The sequence below is a fragment of the Photorhabdus tasmaniensis genome, assembly GCF_011189505.1.
In the GTDB taxonomy this organism is placed as follows: Bacteria; Pseudomonadota; Gammaproteobacteria; order Enterobacterales; family Enterobacteriaceae; genus Photorhabdus; species Photorhabdus tasmaniensis.
Window position 1 is genome coordinate 37,768 of the sequence record NZ_PUJU01000003.1, and the last position, 16,565, is coordinate 54,332.

Consider the following 16,565-nt stretch of genomic DNA (forward strand, 5'->3'; position numbering starts at 1 on the left):
AACATTATGAAACAATTAACTATCTACCCAGGCAAATTGACCCTTGATGAACTGCGTCAGGTTTATCTGCAACCCATAAAAGTGACTCTGGATAGCCAGACTTTTCCGGCTATTGAGCACAGCGTGGCATGTGTTAATGCTATTCTTGCTGAAAAACGCATCGCGTATGGAATTAATACCGGATTCGGACTACTAGCCAGTACCCGGATTGAGGAAAATAACTTAGAAAAACTGCAACATTCTCTGGTCGTGTCTCATGCCGCTGGAATAGGTGAAGCGCTGGACGATAACATGACCCGGTTGATCATGGTATTGAAAATCAACAGCCTCTCCCGTGGTTACTCAGGCATTCGTCTGGACGTCATTCAGGCGTTGATCACTTTAGTGAATGCGGAGGTTTATCCCTGTATTCCCTGTAAAGGATCTGTCGGCGCATCTGGTGATTTAGCACCGTTGGCACATATGAGTCTGTTATTACTTGGGGAAGGACAGGCGCGTTATCAGGGCGAATGGTTGCCAGCCAAAGAAGCTCTGGCAAAAGCCAATTTACAACCTATTACATTGGCGGCCAAAGAGGGTTTAGCGTTGCTTAATGGCACTCAAGTCTCCACTGCTTTTGCGTTACGTGGATTATTTGAGGCAGAAGATCTGTTGGCGGCAGCAATAGTTTGCGGCTCTTTATCCGTAGAAGCGGCATTGGGTTCCCGCAAACCATTTGATGCCCGCGTGCATGAGGTTCGTGGGCAACAGGGGCAGATTGACGTAGCTGCATTGTATCGTCATGTATTGGAAGAGAGCAGTGAACTATCGGATTCTCATATAGACTGTCCCAAGGTGCAGGATCCCTATTCATTGCGTTGTCAGCCACAGGTCATGGGGGCTTGCCTGACCCAGCTCCGCCATGCTGCCGATGTTATTCTGACTGAATCTAATGCTGTATCTGATAATCCATTGGTATTTGCTGAACAGGGTGAGGTGATTTCCGGCGGTAATTTTCATGCTGAACCCGTTGCAATGGCGTCTGATAACTTGGCGCTGGCATTAGCGGAAATCGGTGCATTGTCAGAACGACGTATTGCATTGTTGATGGATTCACATATGTCACAGCTTCCGCCTTTCCTGGTTGAGAACGGTGGTGTGAATTCTGGTTTTATGATTGCACAAGTGACGGCAGCGGCTCTTGCCAGTGAAAATAAAGCGTTAGCCCATCCCGCGAGTGTTGACAGTTTACCGACTTCGGCTAATCAGGAAGATCATGTATCAATGGCACCGGCTGCCGGGCGTCGTTTGTGGGAGATGGCAGAAAATACCCGGGGTATTCTGGCAATTGAATGGTTATCGGCCTGTCAGGGAATAGACTTCCGAAATGGCCTGAAAAGCAGTCCGATTCTGGAAAAAGCGCGTCATATTTTGCGGGAAAAGGTAGATTATTACGATCAGGATCGTTTTTTTGCGCCAGATATTGCTGCTGCGGTACAACTATTGATTGAGCAACACCTTTCCTCATTACTTCCTGCTGGACAGATATTACAGACTAAAAATAACCGTTAAATAAACCGAGGGCCGGCTTCTGTCCGGCCTGATTGTTGCAATTATCTTTCATAAAACCCAATAATAAAAGATAAGAGGGTAAATCATGCAAGCCACATTACACCTAGAACGGGGACTCAACGCTCGCCATATTCGGTTTATGGCGTTGGGCTCTGCAATTGGCACCGGTCTTTTTTATGGTTCGGCTGAAGCCATAAAAATGGCAGGTCCGGCGGTATTATTAGCTTATTTAGTCGGCGGTGCCGCTGTCTTTATGGTCATGCGCGCTCTGGGAGAAATGGCGGTCCACAAACCGGATGCCGGTTCTTTTGCCAGTTACGCCCATCAATATTTAGGCCCGTTACCGGGGTTTATTACCGGCTGGACTTATACTTTCGAAATGATAATAGTCTGTCTGGCTGATGTAACGGCTTTCGGTATTTATATGGGGCTATGGTATCCGGAAGTGCCGCGTTGGATATGGGTACTCAGCATTATTTTCATTATTGGCGCGCTGAATCTTTGTAAAGTCAAAGTATTTGGTGAAATGGAGTTCTGGCTATCGATTCTGAAAGTTGCGGCGATCAGTGCCATGATTATTGCTGGGGTCGGCATTATTCTGTTTGGTTTCAGTGGCCATTTTCAGGCAACAGGCGTTCAAAATTTGTGGCAACACGGCGGATTTATGCCTAATGGATTTGGCGGCATTATTGAATCTCTGGCCGTCGTTATGTTTGCTTTCGGTGGTATTGAAATCATTGGTATTACATCCAGTGAAGCTAAAAATCCGGCGAAAATGATCCCGCAAGCAATCAACTCTATTCCGGTCCGTATCCTGCTATTTTATGTACTGACTATTTTTGTATTAATGGCAATTTACCCCTGGAGCAGCATTGGTCAGGAAGGCAGTCCATTTGTCGCAATATTTCAGGGACTGGGAATTAGTTCGGCGGCAAATATTCTGAATATTATCGTGATCACAGCGGCAATTTCGGCTATTAACAGCGATATTTTTGGTGCAGGCCGGATGATGTACGGTATGGCTGAGAAAGGATTAGCGCATAAAAAATTTATGCAACTAAGCCGTAACGGCGTGCCTTGGGTGACTATTATGGTGATGACATTGGCATTGCTGTGTGCTGTTGTCCTTAATTACTTACTCCCTAAACAGGTGTTTGTCATCATTGCTTCGATTGCCACTTTTGCCACGGTATGGGTTTGGTTAATGATTTTGTTTTCTCAGTTTGCTATGCGTAGAAAGATGTCACCGGAAGAAGCACAAAAGTTAAAATTTCCAGTGCCGGTGTGGCCTGTTGCACCGATTCTGACTATCGTGTTTATGATATTTATTATTGCTGTTCTAAGTTACTTCCCAGCGACACGAATCGCGTTCTATGTGGGAGGAGTATGGATCCTGCTGTTAACCGCAGCCTATTATTTATGGATTCGAAATAATAATGTCATCATTGTTAACGTTCAGTCTGCTAACGAGAAAATATAATATAAATATTATAGAAACCGTCTTGTTGCTGACTGAATAAGACGGTTTCCGCAGAAAATTGGTCAAAAATCTGTAATAAAACACCGGCACCATCCTTTTATTGTCATTAGCCTGACATGAAAGCTGATTTGTCTCAGTGATCGTGGCAAACTAACGGGTCAATGAATTTACGGGGCTGGAGGGGCTTTTGGACAAGATTTTTATCGATGAGGCAGTGGCTGAATTATATACCATTCAGGATATGTTGCGCTGGTCTGTCAGCCGGTTTAATGCGGCGAATATTTATTACGGACACGGTACAGACAATCCTTGGGATGAAGCTCTGCAACTGGTTCTTCCATCGCTGTTTCTGCCGCTGGATATTCCACAGGAAATGATGACCGCACGGCTGACATCAACTGAACGTCATCGTATTATCGAGCGGGTTCTTCGCCGTATTAATGATCGGATTCCTGTTGCTTACTTGACTAACAGAGCCTGGTTTTGTGGTCATGAATTTTATGTTGATGAACGGGTTCTGGTTCCACGCTCACCGATTGGTGAACTGATTAATAATGAATTTTCAGGGCTGATTTCTGATGAGCCAGCCAATGTCCTTGATCTCTGTACAGGTAGTGGTTGTATTGCCATCGCCTGTGCATATGCTTTCCCGGAAGCGGAGATCGATGCGGTGGATATTTCCGCTGATGTATTGGCAGTGACTGAACAGAATATTCAGAATCACAACCTTGAGCATCGGGTCATTCCTATTCGTTCCGATCTGTTCCGCGATATGCCACCTGTTAAGTACGATCTTATCGTCACTAATCCGCCTTATGTCGATGCTGAGGATATGAGTGATTTGCCGGAAGAGTTCCGCCGTGAGCCTGAATTGGGGTTGGCTGCGGGTTCAGATGGTTTAAAACTGGCACGCCGCATTCTTGCAACCGCTCCCGATTTTCTTACAGAACAAGGTATGTTGATTTGTGAAGTTGGCAACAGCATGGTGCATTTGATTGAGCAATATCCTGATGTGCCATTTACCTGGCTGGAATTTGAATATGGTGGAGACGGTGTATTTATGATGACACGTCAACAGCTTATCGAACATCACGAACATTTTCGTTTATTCAAAGACTGATAGTTGCGTGGGTAGTTGCTGCGGTCATTAATGCAGAACTTGCAGAGTTAAATATAGAATTAAAAGAGTTAAATAAAAGAACAATTAACAGGAAGGAACTGAGATGGCTGGAAATAGTATCGGGCAGTTTTTCCGGGTTACCACCTTTGGTGAATCTCACGGTTTGGCGTTGGGATGCATCGTCGATGGTGTACCGCCGGGTATCACAATCACCGAAGCGGATTTGCAAATTGATTTAGACAGGCGCCGTCCGGGAACTTCCCGTTATACAACGCAGCGCCGTGAGCCGGATCAGGTTCGCATTCTTTCCGGTGTATTTGAAGGGGTAACGACCGGTACCAGTATCGGTTTACTGATTGAAAATACGGATCAACGTTCTCAAGATTACAGTGCGATTAAAGACGTGTTCCGTCCGGGACATGCTGATTACACTTATGAACAGAAATATGGTATCCGTGACTATCGTGGTGGTGGCCGTTCTTCTGCCCGTGAAACGGCAATGCGAGTTGCGGCAGGTGCGATAGCGAAAAAATATTTGCTGGATAAGCATGGTATTCGTATCCGTGCCTGTTTGAGTCAGATGGGTAATATTCATTGCGAATTAAAAAATTGGGAACAGGTGGAACAAAACCCCTTTTTCAGCCCTGATGAAACCAAACTTGAACAACTTGATGCTCTGATGCGTGAGTTGAAAAAAGCGGGTGATTCTATTGGCGCGAAAGTGACGGTTGTAGCAGAGAATGTGCCAGCCGGATTGGGAGAACCTGTTTTCGACCGCCTTGATGCTGATATCGCTCATGCGTTGATGAGTATTAACGCAGTAAAAGGCGTTGAAATTGGTGAAGGTTTTGGCGTTATTAATCTGCGTGGCAGTGAAAACCGGGATGAAATGACGACTCAGGGTTTCACCAGTAATCATGCAGGTGGAATTCTGGGGGGGATCAGCAGCAGCCAGCCAATTATTGCTCATATTGCGTTGAAACCCACTTCCAGCATCATGGTGCCGGGTAAAACGGTTAACCGTCAGGGTGAAGAGATGGAAATGGTAACTCGTGGTCGCCATGATCCTTGTGTTGGTATCCGGGCGGTACCGATTGCAGAAGCCATGATGGCTATTGTTCTGATGGATCACCTGTTACGTCAGAGGGCACAGTGCGCGGATGTTGAATCCCGTCTTCCCCGTTGGTGATTAGGAAGATGAAGCTAGCCTTGAAATCCCGGATATTGAAATGGGTAGCTGAATACGGATAAGCGGTTTCTTTTGATGGGATAAAATATGGACTGGTTATTATCAGGAGCGGAAATTTATGGTCTGCTCTTTCTGGTTGCGATAATCGCTGGATTTATCGACTCGATTTCTGGCGGTGGTGGTTTACTGACCATCCCTGCGTTACTGTCAGTCGGCGTCTCGCCTGTGCAGGCGTTGGCGACAAACAAGTTGCAGGCAGTGGGTGGTTCCTTCTCTGCCAGTCTCTATTTTGTCCGTTATGGCGCGGTTGATCTCAAGTCTCAGCGCTTTGCCATACTGATGACATTGTTTGGTTCAATGGCTGGAGCCAGGATTGTCCAGTTTATCAAACCCGATTTTCTCAGCCAGCTATTACCGGTTCTGGTTATTATTATTGGCCTTTACTTCCTGTTGACCCCAACGATAGGCAGGGAAGATCGCCATCGTCGTCTGGCTCCGGTGGCATTTGCCTGTCTTATCGGGGGTGGATTGGGCTTATACGATGGCGTATTTGGTCCCGGTGTTGGCTCATTTTATGCGTTAGCTTATGTTACCCTGTGTGGCTATAACCTGGCGAAATCCACCGCTCATGCCAAGGTACTGAACTTCGCTTCCAACATGGGTTCACTGGTGCTGTTTATCCTTGGCGGTCAGGTTTTGTGGGTACTGGGCCTTGTTATGCTGGCAGGGCAGGTAATCGGTGCACGGCTGGGCGCACGTTTGGTTTTAACACATGGTCAAAAACTTATTCGCCCTATGATCGTGACTATCTCTTTTTTAATGAGTATCAAATTATTGAATGATAATCACGGAGATACGATCCGTACCTGGCTGGCATATTATTTCTGATTCAGGATTTTGTTTTTAATTCATGACAACGCATAACTATCAACAAATTATAGATATTTTTAATCGCTGTTTTGGCGACGAATACAATACACGTCTGGTAAAAGGTGATAACGAACCTATTTACCTGCCGGCAGATGAAGACGTTTCTTATAACCAGATTGTATTTGCTCATGGTTTCTATGCCAGTGCGTTACATGAAATTGCCCATTGGTGCATTGCGGGTGAAAAGCGTCGGAAACTAGTGGATTTTGGCTATTGGTATTGCCCTGATGGGCGTGACGCACAGACGCAAAGTGAATTCGAGAAAGTAGAAATTAAACCCCAGGCACTGGATTGGATGTTTTGTACCGCCGCAGGTTTTCCGTTCAATATCAGTTGTGACAACCTTGACGGGGATTTTGAACCTGACAGGCTGGCTTTTCAACGTAAAGTTCGTGCTCAGATCATGGGCTATTTAGCGCAGGGAATACCGGCAAGAGCAGAGTGCTTTATTCAGAGACTACAATCGTTCTACAATACGCCCCCATTGAAAGCGGAACATTTTCCTTAGCCGGAAGATATATTCGCAGATTGAAACTGAATTTAAGGAAAGATGATGCTCGCTGAGTTTGAAACGCGTATTTTGGCGCAAATTGATGACATGGTAGATCATGCCAGTGATGATGAATTATTTGCTGGTGGCTATCTCCGCGGGCATCTCACTTTGGCGGTGGCGGAATTGGAACAAGAAGGTGCTCATACTGCTGAACAGCTTCATGATCGTGTTGAAGAAAGTATCCAAAATGCGATTAAAGCAGGAGAATTGGCACCACCGGATCAGATTCTGGTTCTCCATACTTGGCAGCGCCTGCTGGATAACGCTAAAACTCAATAAATTGATTAAAACAATAGAAAAGACAAACTGCACCCAAAAAACCATATAAGTTTCTGATATCTGGCGGTGCAGTGCATTGAAGCGAAGACTTGATGGTGATTTCCATTTTAGCTGTTTGATGGCGGCCCAGGCTGTTTTCTTCCATTCAAGAACGAGCACGAAGTTTCCTGTTAATCAATTCTTGGGCTTCATCCATCATCTGCTGATGTGGGATAGGTGGACGCGTATCGTCGAGCGCTTCTTGTACTTTAGCACGAAACCAGGCGTCGTAAGTTTCCGGATCGGCAGTGAAGCCAGCAGGTAACGCTCCATCTTTGGCGACACGGGTTAGCAGGATACGCACGGCATCCGATATAGTCAGGCCTAGATTTGCGAGTTTTTCCGTCGCATCGGCCTTGAGTTTGTCGTCTACACGGACGTGCAGCATTGATGTTTGAGCAGCCATTTTGTGTCCTCCGTTTTATCAGGCTTTATTATGTATCTCATTTGAGATCTATCTGCAAGAAGATTGAGATGTATTGAGCTGCACCTCCCAAAAGTGACACAAACATTTCACTTCTTGGGCGGTGCCGTTTCTTATGGTTTTTCGGTTTTAACTTCGCGGCCTTTCAGTAGTTTTCTGATCCAAAAACGGTTTGGATGAAGGGCTGCCAGTGTTTCATTATCCAGTGGCAAGGGTTCACCAAAGATCTGCCCTGCAAGTATTTCCGCACTGAGTGGTGCAGAGCATAATCCACGGGAACCTAATGCTCCGATAACAAACAGATTGGAATAACAGGCGGCATCTGTGACAGGGTTTCCTGTGCGGATTTGTTCTGATAGATCCTGATAATTTTCCATTATTTCATTGAGATTCGGCACATTTCCCACCATTGGCATATGGTCACGAATAACGCAGCGAATGCCCTGGCGAGATTTTCCGGCAGAAACATCAACCTGACTTATCCATCCGGCATCAGGTAAACATTTCAGTAATCGATCACGATTCTCTTGTTGTTCTGTTGCAGAATATTCGCTATCAAGCTGATGGCGCTGATAACTGGCCCCGATGCAGTGGTACTGATTGCTTGGATTAGCAGGTGTCATATAGCCATCATAGCAAAGCACATTTTTCAATTTACTCAGCTCTGTTGTCGTTGGAATATGGCTGACTTGACCACGAACGGCGGTAACCGGCAATTTTTCGGTTTGTCTAAATTGGGGCAGTTGATAGCCATTGGCAATCACTACCGTTTTATGATGTGTGTTTAAGCGTTGCCCTTGATGCATCAAATGCAGCTGCCAACCCTTTTCGCTATGGTCAAGATCGGTAATTTCATGATTGAAGAAACAGAGCATTCCTTGCTGTTGTGCTAATTCTGTTGCCGCTTTGGTCAATTCGGCCGGACATAGCCACCCGCCTTGTGGATAGTGAATGCCGTGGTGATTAATATCCAGTCCACATTCTTTACTTAATTGGTGGTGACTCATACCAACAGCGATTTCATCCGGCCATTCTGTTGCCAGAATTTTTTCAATTTTCCTGCTACTTTTTTCATCATAAGCAAGTTGGCTGACACCACACCATTGATGGTCGAAATGAATTCCCTGAGCTGATAGTTGATCATACTGACGACGGGCAAAAGTAAATGCAGATATAAAGAATTTTTCGAGTCCACTATTATTACCGTTAAGTAACGGGTAGAGCGCTCCCTGACGATTACCGGACGCACCTTGTGCCGGAAATTCATCCTGACAATAAAGAGTAACTTGCGTGCCACGACGCAGTAGTGCAAGAGCGGTGAGAATACCGGCAATACCTCCGCCAATAATCGCGATATCATCTGTGTGGCTTGCCGCTGGACGAGCAAACCACGGTGTGGGCAATGACTGAGATTTCTGTGCGGCCAGAACCCCAGTCAGCATTTCTCTTTTGCGACCAAATCCTTTTACTTTACTGACACTAAAACCTGCTTGTTGTAAACCACGACGGACGATACCGGCAGAAGTGAAGGTTGCAAAGGTGCCGTCTGGGCGGGCAAATTGCGCCATTGCGGCAAACAGTTGTTCGCTCCACATTTGTGGGTTTTTTGCAGGCGCAAATCCATCTAAAAACCAGGCGTCTATTTTACCGTAAAGGTTGGAATCCATTGTTGGCAACAGATCATTGACATCACCAAACCATAAATCCAAGGTGACCGTTCCATTTGCCATAATTAGCCGGTGGCAGCCTGCCAACGGTTGAGGCCACTGCTGGCAGAGCTGTTGTGAAAAAAGGCCAAGCTCAGGCCAGCGTTGATGAGCAGCCCGTAAGTCACAGGTTTTCAGTGGGTATTTTTCGAAACTAATGAAATGCAGACGTTTCAACGGGGCATCAGGATTTTGCTGCCGAAATGCAGCAAATGATTGCCATAGAGTCAGAAAATTCAAACCTGTTCCGAAGCCAGTTTCTGCTATGACACAGTTGGTACGAGAATGAGTACTGAATCGTTGGGGAAAGTGATTACCGTTAAGGAATACATAACGGGTTTCTTCCAATCCATCCTGATTTGAAAAATAAACGTCGTCGAATTGTGCTGAAACCGGAGTGCCTTGATCATTCCAGTTCAGGGTTGCGGTACAGATGGCAGAGTTTTTCACGGTAATGCCTGCAATGTTACTGATAATAACGTGATTTTAGCGATATTAGGCTTGATGTACCACCTGACAGGAGAAAAGATGGGAAACCTATAAACCAGAACGCTGGTGCTGATGAAAATCGCCGAGAAAAAGAATATTATCTGAAAAACTGCACCTTAATCAGTTAGTATCCAACTTTTGGGGTGCAGTTTAGTAAAATGGGATTTAAGTCTATAAAGGAATATGAAATTCACACAGTTTTTTAAATTCCTTTGACTGTGTTTCCTTTAAGTGTGAGGAAATAATATCAATCATTGATATCACTTTGCGCCTGGCTGCTGCTTTATCACCGTTCTTGTAATTGACCTCTTCAATATAAGATGAGCATAACTTACAAAATTTAGCTACTCTTTTTTCAAGGACATTTGAGTCTTTATCGATAAAATCGTAATGGCGGTGATTATTAGCCTGCTTTAGGTAATCTGAATTTGGCATAGGTGCCCGTATGAATGTTTTCTCTGAGTTTAATCCAGAAATATTCTTATCGTGGCTCTGGTATATAGACTCTAATAACCGCTGATTTTTACTGGATATAATCATAATTAGCCCATAAAGTGTGATGAATGCTCCAATTAGGATATGGTTCTGTTGTGACACAACTAATCTAATATTGTTAATTTTGTTGCCGTATTGTGATGAGATATTTGTATCCATATTAAAAGCTACTAAAATCCATACAATACCAACGCTTAATAGAAGATAACCCAGTCCTCTCATTATTAACCCCCATAAAGTTAGTGGGTGGAAGTGCTCTAACTCACTTAGGTCTTAAAATGAATCGACCATTTTTATATGATATGACATAATTACAATCATTTTATGTGTGAATAATGACTTCATTACTAATAAAGTCAGAAAATTTTCTATTTTAGAACATGTGTTACTGTAAATTTAGAGAATTTAAGTAATTCTATTAGTAAGATAACATAAGGTTCGCATCTTTTCATGAAAATTCTATTTATGTTTATAGCGGCTATTATTAAACTCGTTTCTAATTATAAGAAAACGTAATAAAAATAAAAAACATAGTTCTCTCTATATAAATTAAATTTTTAATCATTGATTTAGATACTTGATAAATTCAGGTGTTTCCTGGTGTTATGACTTACCAGAAGAATCTTTACCTGAAATTTATTGTCATCCATTGCTATCTGAATAGTTTTTGCCATGTTCTATGTAGGTTAGTTGTTGTTTTGACCAGAAAATATATTGGGATCTTTCGATGGATGAATTTTTCTTCGTAATTTTATCCTGATCGGACTTGTTCGGCGTACAAGTGTACGCTAAAGTGCTGTTAGCATTGATAGAGATCCCGCAGATAAACATATTTAATGAGGTATTTAATGAAGCGTGCAGTGATCACTGGATTGGGTATTGTCTCCAGCATTGGTAATAACCAGAAAGAAGTACTGGCATCTCTGAAAGAAGGCCGCTCCGGGATAACTTTTTCCGAAGAATTCAAAGAGATGAAAATGAGAAGTCACGTCTGGGGTAATGTAAAACTGGATACTACAGGGCTAATAGACCGAAAAATTCAGCGTTTCATGAGTGATGCTTCTGTTTATGCTTATCTGGCGATGGATGAAGCAATTAAAGATTCTGGCCTGACTGATGATCAGGTTTCTAATATTCGCAGTGGATTAGTTGTAGGTTCTGGTGGTGGTTCTCCTCATAACCAGGTGGCTGCCGCTGATGGTATGCGTTCTCGTGGTCTGCGTGGTGTGGGGCCTTATATGGTGACTCGTGCAATGGCTTCCGGTGTGTCAGCTTGCCTTGCAACTCCTTTTAAAATCAAAGGGGTAAACTACTCTATCAGTTCTGCTTGTTCTACCTCTGCCCATTGTATTGGTCATGCGGCTGAACTTATTCAGTTAGGAAAACAGGATGTTGTTTTTGCCGGCGGTGGTGAAGAGCTGTGCTGGGAAATGAGCTGTGAATTTGATGCAATGGGTGCACTTTCAACGAAATACAACGAAACTCCCGAACAAGCTTCTCGTACTTATGATAAAAACCGTGATGGTTTTGTTATTGCTGGCGGTGGCGGTATCATTGTTGTTGAAGAGTTGGAACATGCATTAGCACGCGGCGCACACATATACGCTGAAATTGTTGGCTATGGTGCAACATCTGATGGAGCGGATATGGTGGTTCCATCCGGTGAAGGTGCAGTTCGTTGTATGCATATGGCATTGCAAGGTGTAGAAGGTTCTATTGACTATGTGAATACGCATGGTACTTCTACTCCAGCGGGTGATTTGAAAGAGTTGGAGGCTATCAGGGAAGTATTTGGTGATACAACACCGGCAATTTCTGCAACAAAAGCGATGACAGGCCATTCACTAGGTGCTGCCGGGGTACATGAAGCGATTTATAGCCTGCTGATGTTAGAACATAGTTTTATTGCACCGAGTATTAACATTGAAGATCTTGATGATAAAGCGGCGGGCATGAATATCATTACGAAACCTACCGAACAAAAGTTAAATACGGTAATGTCCAACAGCTTTGGTTTTGGTGGTACGAATGCTTCGCTGGTGATGAGCAAGTATTTGAGGTAATTCTCCTCATCAGGTTTGGACAGTGCTCAGGCAAAAGCAATAACTTTTGGCGCATTTTAGGCGACTAGGTGAGCGAAACGAGTTAACCCCGTGTACTAATATGTACACTCCTATTTCTGTGTGCTGTCCGTATTACTATTATTTTGTTTTCTGATCCTACTAATCACATACTCAGAAGAGAGTCCTTCAGAATATATGGGGATTAAAAGAAGACCGTCTTGTCGGATGATGTCAAGAGGTTGTATCCTCGTTGGGTTTAACACAAGGAACAGAGTGTAGAGCTCTGAAATAAAGAACTGGAAGTTATATGATAATGCGTTTATTACCCTATTTTTTGTTACTTTTGCCATTTAATATATACGCTGACAGCGAATCTTGTATTCAAACAGGCGGCTATATTGAAATGAACATGCGGGGAAAAATGATAAATGATTTGAATATTCATTCTCAGGATGTTGATTTAAAAAAAACAAGAATCGAATTACTTTCTGATATCGAAATCAATAAAATTCTTGCTGCGGAATTTGCTAAAAAAGCGGTGGAAAAAGATAAATCGAGAGACAGTTCAGTTCGACTCAGGTATAAAGACTATTATGAAAATTATACAGAATATAATCCTCATAATTTAATTTTAAAATTTACCTACTTTAATAAACAAGACGATAGAAATATTTTTATTGCATCGGCAATTGTTAATGATATTGAGTGCTCTGTATCATTTAGTGATTATTTAACGGTAAATCGAGAGTTTTAAATCATGGGTTCATTAAATATTGCGATTTACCAAAGTTGAGGTTAAATATCAATGAAATTCCATCTTGCTGAATCTTAACTTTTTGTGAAATATAATATTAATGTGATGCGTGTTTTTATCATCCCGGTAATAAAATCCCATAATTTTTCTTGATAATAATTATGAGATTTTTCCTGTTAGGCTTTAAGTTTCAGTAACTATTTTTTGAATACGTCGTTTACGGATGATTCGTAATACTGGCGGAATAATCAGGACTAGTACGGCCAATACTAATAAACTCTGAGCAATTGTGCTGTTCCACAGAATTCCAAACTCTCCATTGCTAATAGAAAGTGCGCGACGTAAATTTTGTTCCAGCATTTCGCCCAATACGAAACCGAGAATTAATGGCGACATGGGGAAATTCATTTTCCTTAGAATGTAACCGAAAACGCCCAGCCCTATCATCAGCAAAAGATCGAATGTCGTACTGTGTACCGCATATACACCAACGGCCGAAACGGTAGCAATCGCAGGGACAAGGAACCATAACGGAATAGTTAACATTCGGGTAAACAGACCTATCATTGGGATATTCATAATCAGCAGGATAATATTGGCAATCAATAATGCTGCAATTAATCCCCAAACGATATCCGGTTGCTCAGTAAACATTCCCGGCCCTGGCGTAATGTTATAGAGCGTTAATGCACCCATCATGACGGCAGTGGTGCCTGAACCTGGAACTCCTAATGTTAGCATTGGAATAAAGGAGCCGCAGGCCGAAGCGTTGTTGGCAGCTTCCGGTGCCGCAACGCCACGAATATCACCTTTACCAAATGAATCGCTGTTTCCACTGATCTTTTTCTCGGTCATATAGGTAATTGCGCTGGCAATTGTCGCCCCTGCACCAGGCAAAATACCGACAAAGAAACCGATAAAAGATGATCTGATCGTTGGCATAGCGCATTCAGCCGCTTCCTTGCGATTAAACAACAAACGGCCTGTTTTACGGATAATGGTTTTGCCGGTTGATGTATTCTCTAGCATCAGCAGAATTTCGCTGACAGAGAACAGTCCTATCACTACAACGATAAACTGAATACCATCTGACAGATGAACATTGTCGAAAGTAAAACGGTAAACCCCGGTGTTGGCGTCTACTCCGACAGTTGCCAGACCTAATCCGATCAGTGCCGCCAATAGTGATTTCAGCGGATTCTGACTCATCATGCTACCCAGACAGGCAATAGCAAAAACCATTAGTGCAAAATATTCAGCAGGGCCGAAAGCCAATGACCACTGCGCCAGTAATGGTGCAAATAAAATAATGCCGAAAATTGCCAGCAAAGAACCACAAAAAGAACTGACTGCGGAGATAGACAGCGCCACACCCGCACGGCCCTGTTTGGCCATCGGATAACCATCCAGTGCGGTCATAATAGCGGCAGCATCGCCGGGAACATTCAGCAGAATCGATGATATACGCCCACCATACTCACAGCCGATATAAACAGTTGCTAATAAGATCAGAGCTGATTCAGCAGGCAGTTTTAACGCGAAAGCCAGTGGCAAAAGAATCGCGACACCATTAATCGGCCCAAGCCCCGGTAACAGGCCAACAATCGTACCGACAAAACAGCCAATTAAAGCAATAATCAGGTTTTGCGGCACCATTGCAACTTCAAAACCCTGACTGAGATACATCCAAGTTTCCATAAAATTCTCCGTCAGTTGAGCCAGTTGCCAAGAGGCAGGGTTACATCAAGTAAGCGGTCAAAGGCGAAGTAGAGCGTGACGCCAAGGAACACCCCGGAAATGATTGCGGCAAGCAGTGTCGCGTTAAATAATAGAGCGACACTGAATGTCAGCAGAGCGGTAGCCAGAGGAAAACCTAGCCATTCAAATGCCCAGCCATAAATAACCAAAGAGACAATCAGTATCATCAGGCGACGAATAACCGATGCATCGGGCCAGTTGTTCTGTTCTGGTTTTTTGAAAAGCAGCAATAAAGCACAGAGAGCCATCAGAGACAGAATAATCATCGGAAAAGGTCTGGGCCCCAAGGGTTCATAAGTGTATTCACTCTGGATCCCCGAGCCAATAACCATGCCGATGGCACAGAGCACTAACCAGATAGCAGCGAAAAGGCGATCGCTCATGATAATTACCCTGTTATTTGGCTAAACCGAAAGCTTTGGCTTGCTCATAATACTGTTCAACCTGTTTCTTCACATAGCTGTCCAGTTCTTTGCCGGTCATGTTAAATTCGAACAATCCACGGATATCACGCTGCTCTTTAAAAGCATCTGTTTGTTGTAATTTATTAAAAGTATCAACCCACCACTGATATGCTTCATCGGAGACTTTTGGTCCCATATAAAATCCGCGGATAATCGGCCATACCAGGTCATAGCCTTGCTCTTTGGCGGTAGGAATATTGGCTAAATCACCCTCCAGCCGTTTATCCGAATAAACAGCCAGAACACGGATTTTGTCTCCACTCAGGTAAGGCATCATCTCGCTCAGATCACCGGAGATAGCCTGAATATGGTTACCCAGCAGAGCCGTGACTGGCTCACCACCCCCCTCAAAAGCGACATAACGCATTTTGTGAGGATCAACACCAACCTCTTTTGCCAGCAGTGCTGTTTTCATCCAGTCCTGACTGCCGATAGAAGCGCCGGCACCAAACACAATGCTGGTGGGATCGTCTTTGAAAGCATTCATCAGATCATTCAGGGTGCTATGAGGAGAATCAGCACGAACGGCAATCATGCCATAATCAGTACCAACACTTGCCAGCCAGCGAACATCATTAACGTTGTAGCGGCCAAATTTTCCCTGAGACAAATTGAGCAGAGAGCCACCGGAAAAGGCAACGATGGTTCCTGTTTCAGCAGGTCGCTGTGCGACGATAGCGTTGTAAGCGACAGCACCGACACCACCAGGCATAAAAGTGACGCGCATGGGTTTACTGATCTCTTTCGTATCCAGTAATGAAACCTGTACCAGCTTGCAGGTCAGATCAAAACCGCCACCCGGTTTTGCCGGGGCAATACATTCCGTTCTACCAGGGGCGTCGGCAGCAAAAACACTGCTTGCGCTAAATAGTAAAACGGTTGCCGCTAATATTTTGATTATTATCGCTTTCATTTATTTTCTCTCATCAATACCCGTGTAAGATATAGCCACCATAAACGGATCTGTTGACACAATTGATAATAACAAAACCTTTCATTTACCTTTCATTAACAAGAAAAGTTGTTGATATGTGATTTTAATCGCTTAATTTGCGTAGCGTTTCGCATTAATGAGTCAATAAATGGCGACAGACTTTCTTTTTTGTTTGGGTTTGTTGTAAGTTTCTCGTAGTGCTGATGTTGCTTTGTTTGGTGTTAGGTAACTCAAGGAGAAATTGTTCGAAGGTGGTGTGGTTTTTGGCAAAAATAGCCGTAACTTGCGCCCAATGCGGATGGAGATATAGAGTAAAAAGCCTAATCGAAACAGCCGC

At 43.8% G+C, this 16,565-nt stretch carries 15 protein-coding genes; 9 read left to right on the plus strand and 6 right to left on the minus strand.

The annotated features are described in order from the left end of the window. The first annotated feature begins 6 nt into the window (after positions 1-6). The 7 genes from hutH (at position 7) to C5471_RS01655 (ending at position 7,102) form a co-directional block, all read left to right on the plus strand. On the plus strand, positions 7-1,551 hold the full coding sequence (gene hutH, locus C5471_RS01625) for a histidine ammonia-lyase (RefSeq protein ID WP_133814880.1): 1,545 nt from the start codon (positions 7-9) through the stop codon (positions 1,549-1,551). An 85-nt stretch (positions 1,552-1,636) separates the two neighbouring features. Continuing rightward, entirely contained in the window at positions 1,637-3,031 is a 1,395-nt protein-coding gene (locus C5471_RS01630; RefSeq protein ID WP_133814881.1) for an amino acid permease, read from the plus strand. A 187-nt stretch (positions 3,032-3,218) separates the two neighbouring features. Then, positions 3,219-4,151 carry a 50S ribosomal protein L3 N(5)-glutamine methyltransferase gene (prmB, locus tag C5471_RS01635; protein ID WP_133814882.1) on the plus strand — a complete coding sequence of 311 codons (933 nt, stop codon included), beginning with the start codon at positions 3,219-3,221 and terminating at the stop codon, positions 4,149-4,151. Between the two features lie 103 nt (positions 4,152-4,254). Beyond that, positions 4,255-5,340: a chorismate synthase gene (gene aroC / locus C5471_RS01640; protein WP_133814883.1), complete on the plus strand. Its 1,086-nt coding sequence runs from the start codon at positions 4,255-4,257 to the stop codon at positions 5,338-5,340. Between the two features lie 87 nt (positions 5,341-5,427). Further along, positions 5,428-6,228, plus strand: a complete 801-nt coding sequence (locus tag C5471_RS01645; protein WP_133814884.1) for a sulfite exporter TauE/SafE family protein — start codon at positions 5,428-5,430, stop codon at positions 6,226-6,228. Positions 6,229-6,250: 22 nt separating this feature from the next. Continuing rightward, entirely contained in the window at positions 6,251-6,778 is a 528-nt protein-coding gene (locus C5471_RS01650) for an elongation factor P hydroxylase (RefSeq protein WP_133814885.1), read from the plus strand. Between the two features lie 45 nt (positions 6,779-6,823). Then, complete coding sequence (locus tag C5471_RS01655; protein WP_036838273.1) at positions 6,824-7,102, plus strand: YfcL family protein; 279 nt, start codon at positions 6,824-6,826, stop codon at positions 7,100-7,102. A 145-nt stretch (positions 7,103-7,247) separates the two neighbouring features. On the opposite strand, the gene relB is transcribed toward C5471_RS01655, so the two are convergent. The 3 genes from relB to C5471_RS01670 all read right to left on the minus strand — a co-directional run bounded on the left by relB (position 7,248) and on the right by C5471_RS01670 (position 10,477). After that, entirely contained in the window at positions 7,248-7,547 is a 300-nt protein-coding gene (gene relB, locus C5471_RS01660) for a type II toxin-antitoxin system RelB family antitoxin (RefSeq protein ID WP_133814886.1), read from the minus strand. A gap of 131 nt (positions 7,548-7,678) precedes the next feature. After that, positions 7,679-9,721, minus strand: a complete 2,043-nt coding sequence (gene mnmC, locus C5471_RS01665) for a bifunctional tRNA (5-methylaminomethyl-2-thiouridine)(34)-methyltransferase MnmC2/FAD-dependent 5-carboxymethylaminomethyl-2-thiouridine(34) oxidoreductase MnmC1 (RefSeq protein ID WP_133814887.1) — start codon at positions 9,719-9,721, stop codon at positions 7,679-7,681. A gap of 210 nt (positions 9,722-9,931) precedes the next feature. Beyond that, positions 9,932-10,477 (minus strand): hypothetical protein, encoded by a 546-nt coding sequence (locus C5471_RS01670; RefSeq protein ID WP_133814888.1) that lies wholly within the window; start codon positions 10,475-10,477, stop codon positions 9,932-9,934. A 626-nt stretch (positions 10,478-11,103) separates the two neighbouring features. Here C5471_RS01670 and fabB point away from each other — a divergent pair. Beyond that, positions 11,104-12,318, plus strand: coding sequence for a beta-ketoacyl-ACP synthase I (gene fabB / locus C5471_RS01675; protein ID WP_133814889.1), 1,215 nt, complete (start codon positions 11,104-11,106; stop codon positions 12,316-12,318). A gap of 307 nt (positions 12,319-12,625) precedes the next feature. Then, positions 12,626-13,072, plus strand: coding sequence for a hypothetical protein (locus C5471_RS01680; protein ID WP_133814890.1), 447 nt, complete (start codon positions 12,626-12,628; stop codon positions 13,070-13,072). A 183-nt stretch (positions 13,073-13,255) separates the two neighbouring features. Here C5471_RS01680 and C5471_RS01685 read toward each other — a convergent pair whose 3' ends face one another. From C5471_RS01685 to C5471_RS01695, 3 genes are read right to left on the minus strand one after another with little or no spacing between them, the layout of a single operon-like run. Then, positions 13,256-14,770 (minus strand): tripartite tricarboxylate transporter permease, encoded by a 1,515-nt coding sequence (locus C5471_RS01685; protein WP_133814891.1) that lies wholly within the window; start codon positions 14,768-14,770, stop codon positions 13,256-13,258. Positions 14,771-14,781: 11 nt separating this feature from the next. Continuing rightward, the gene (locus C5471_RS01690) at positions 14,782-15,213 is read right to left on the minus strand and encodes a tripartite tricarboxylate transporter TctB family protein (RefSeq protein WP_133814892.1); all 432 of its coding nucleotides are present in this window, start codon (positions 15,211-15,213) and stop codon (positions 14,782-14,784) included. 13 nt (positions 15,214-15,226) lie between these two features. Next, a complete protein-coding gene (locus C5471_RS01695; protein ID WP_133814893.1) occupies positions 15,227-16,207 on the minus strand; it encodes a Bug family tripartite tricarboxylate transporter substrate binding protein in 981 nt (326 codons plus the stop codon). Positions 16,208-16,565 lie beyond the last annotated feature (358 nt).

Excerpts from the sequence above, each read along its gene's own strand:
- C5471_RS01630 (WP_133814881.1), top strand. The coding sequence starts at position 1,637 with ATGCAAGCCACATTACACCTAGAACGGGGACTCAACGCTCGCCATATT.
- fabB (WP_133814889.1), top strand. The coding sequence starts at position 11,104 with ATGAAGCGTGCAGTGATCACTGGATTGGGTATTGTCTCCAGCATTGGT.
- C5471_RS01685 (WP_133814891.1), bottom strand. The coding sequence starts at position 14,770 with ATGGAAACTTGGATGTATCTCAGTCAGGGTTTTGAAGTTGCAATGGTG.
- C5471_RS01690 (WP_133814892.1), bottom strand. The coding sequence starts at position 15,213 with ATGAGCGATCGCCTTTTCGCTGCTATCTGGTTAGTGCTCTGTGCCATC.
- C5471_RS01670 (WP_133814888.1), bottom strand. The coding sequence starts at position 10,477 with ATGAGAGGACTGGGTTATCTTCTATTAAGCGTTGGTATTGTATGGATT.
- C5471_RS01650 (WP_133814885.1), top strand. The coding sequence starts at position 6,251 with ATGACAACGCATAACTATCAACAAATTATAGATATTTTTAATCGCTGT.
- C5471_RS01695 (WP_133814893.1), bottom strand. The coding sequence starts at position 16,207 with ATGAAAGCGATAATAATCAAAATATTAGCGGCAACCGTTTTACTATTT.
- C5471_RS01645 (WP_133814884.1), top strand. The coding sequence starts at position 5,428 with ATGGACTGGTTATTATCAGGAGCGGAAATTTATGGTCTGCTCTTTCTG.
- aroC (WP_133814883.1), top strand. The coding sequence starts at position 4,255 with ATGGCTGGAAATAGTATCGGGCAGTTTTTCCGGGTTACCACCTTTGGT.
- C5471_RS01655 (WP_036838273.1), top strand. The coding sequence starts at position 6,824 with ATGCTCGCTGAGTTTGAAACGCGTATTTTGGCGCAAATTGATGACATG.
- relB (WP_133814886.1), bottom strand. The coding sequence starts at position 7,547 with ATGGCTGCTCAAACATCAATGCTGCACGTCCGTGTAGACGACAAACTC.
- hutH (WP_133814880.1), top strand. The coding sequence starts at position 7 with ATGAAACAATTAACTATCTACCCAGGCAAATTGACCCTTGATGAACTG.
- C5471_RS01680 (WP_133814890.1), top strand. The coding sequence starts at position 12,626 with ATGATAATGCGTTTATTACCCTATTTTTTGTTACTTTTGCCATTTAAT.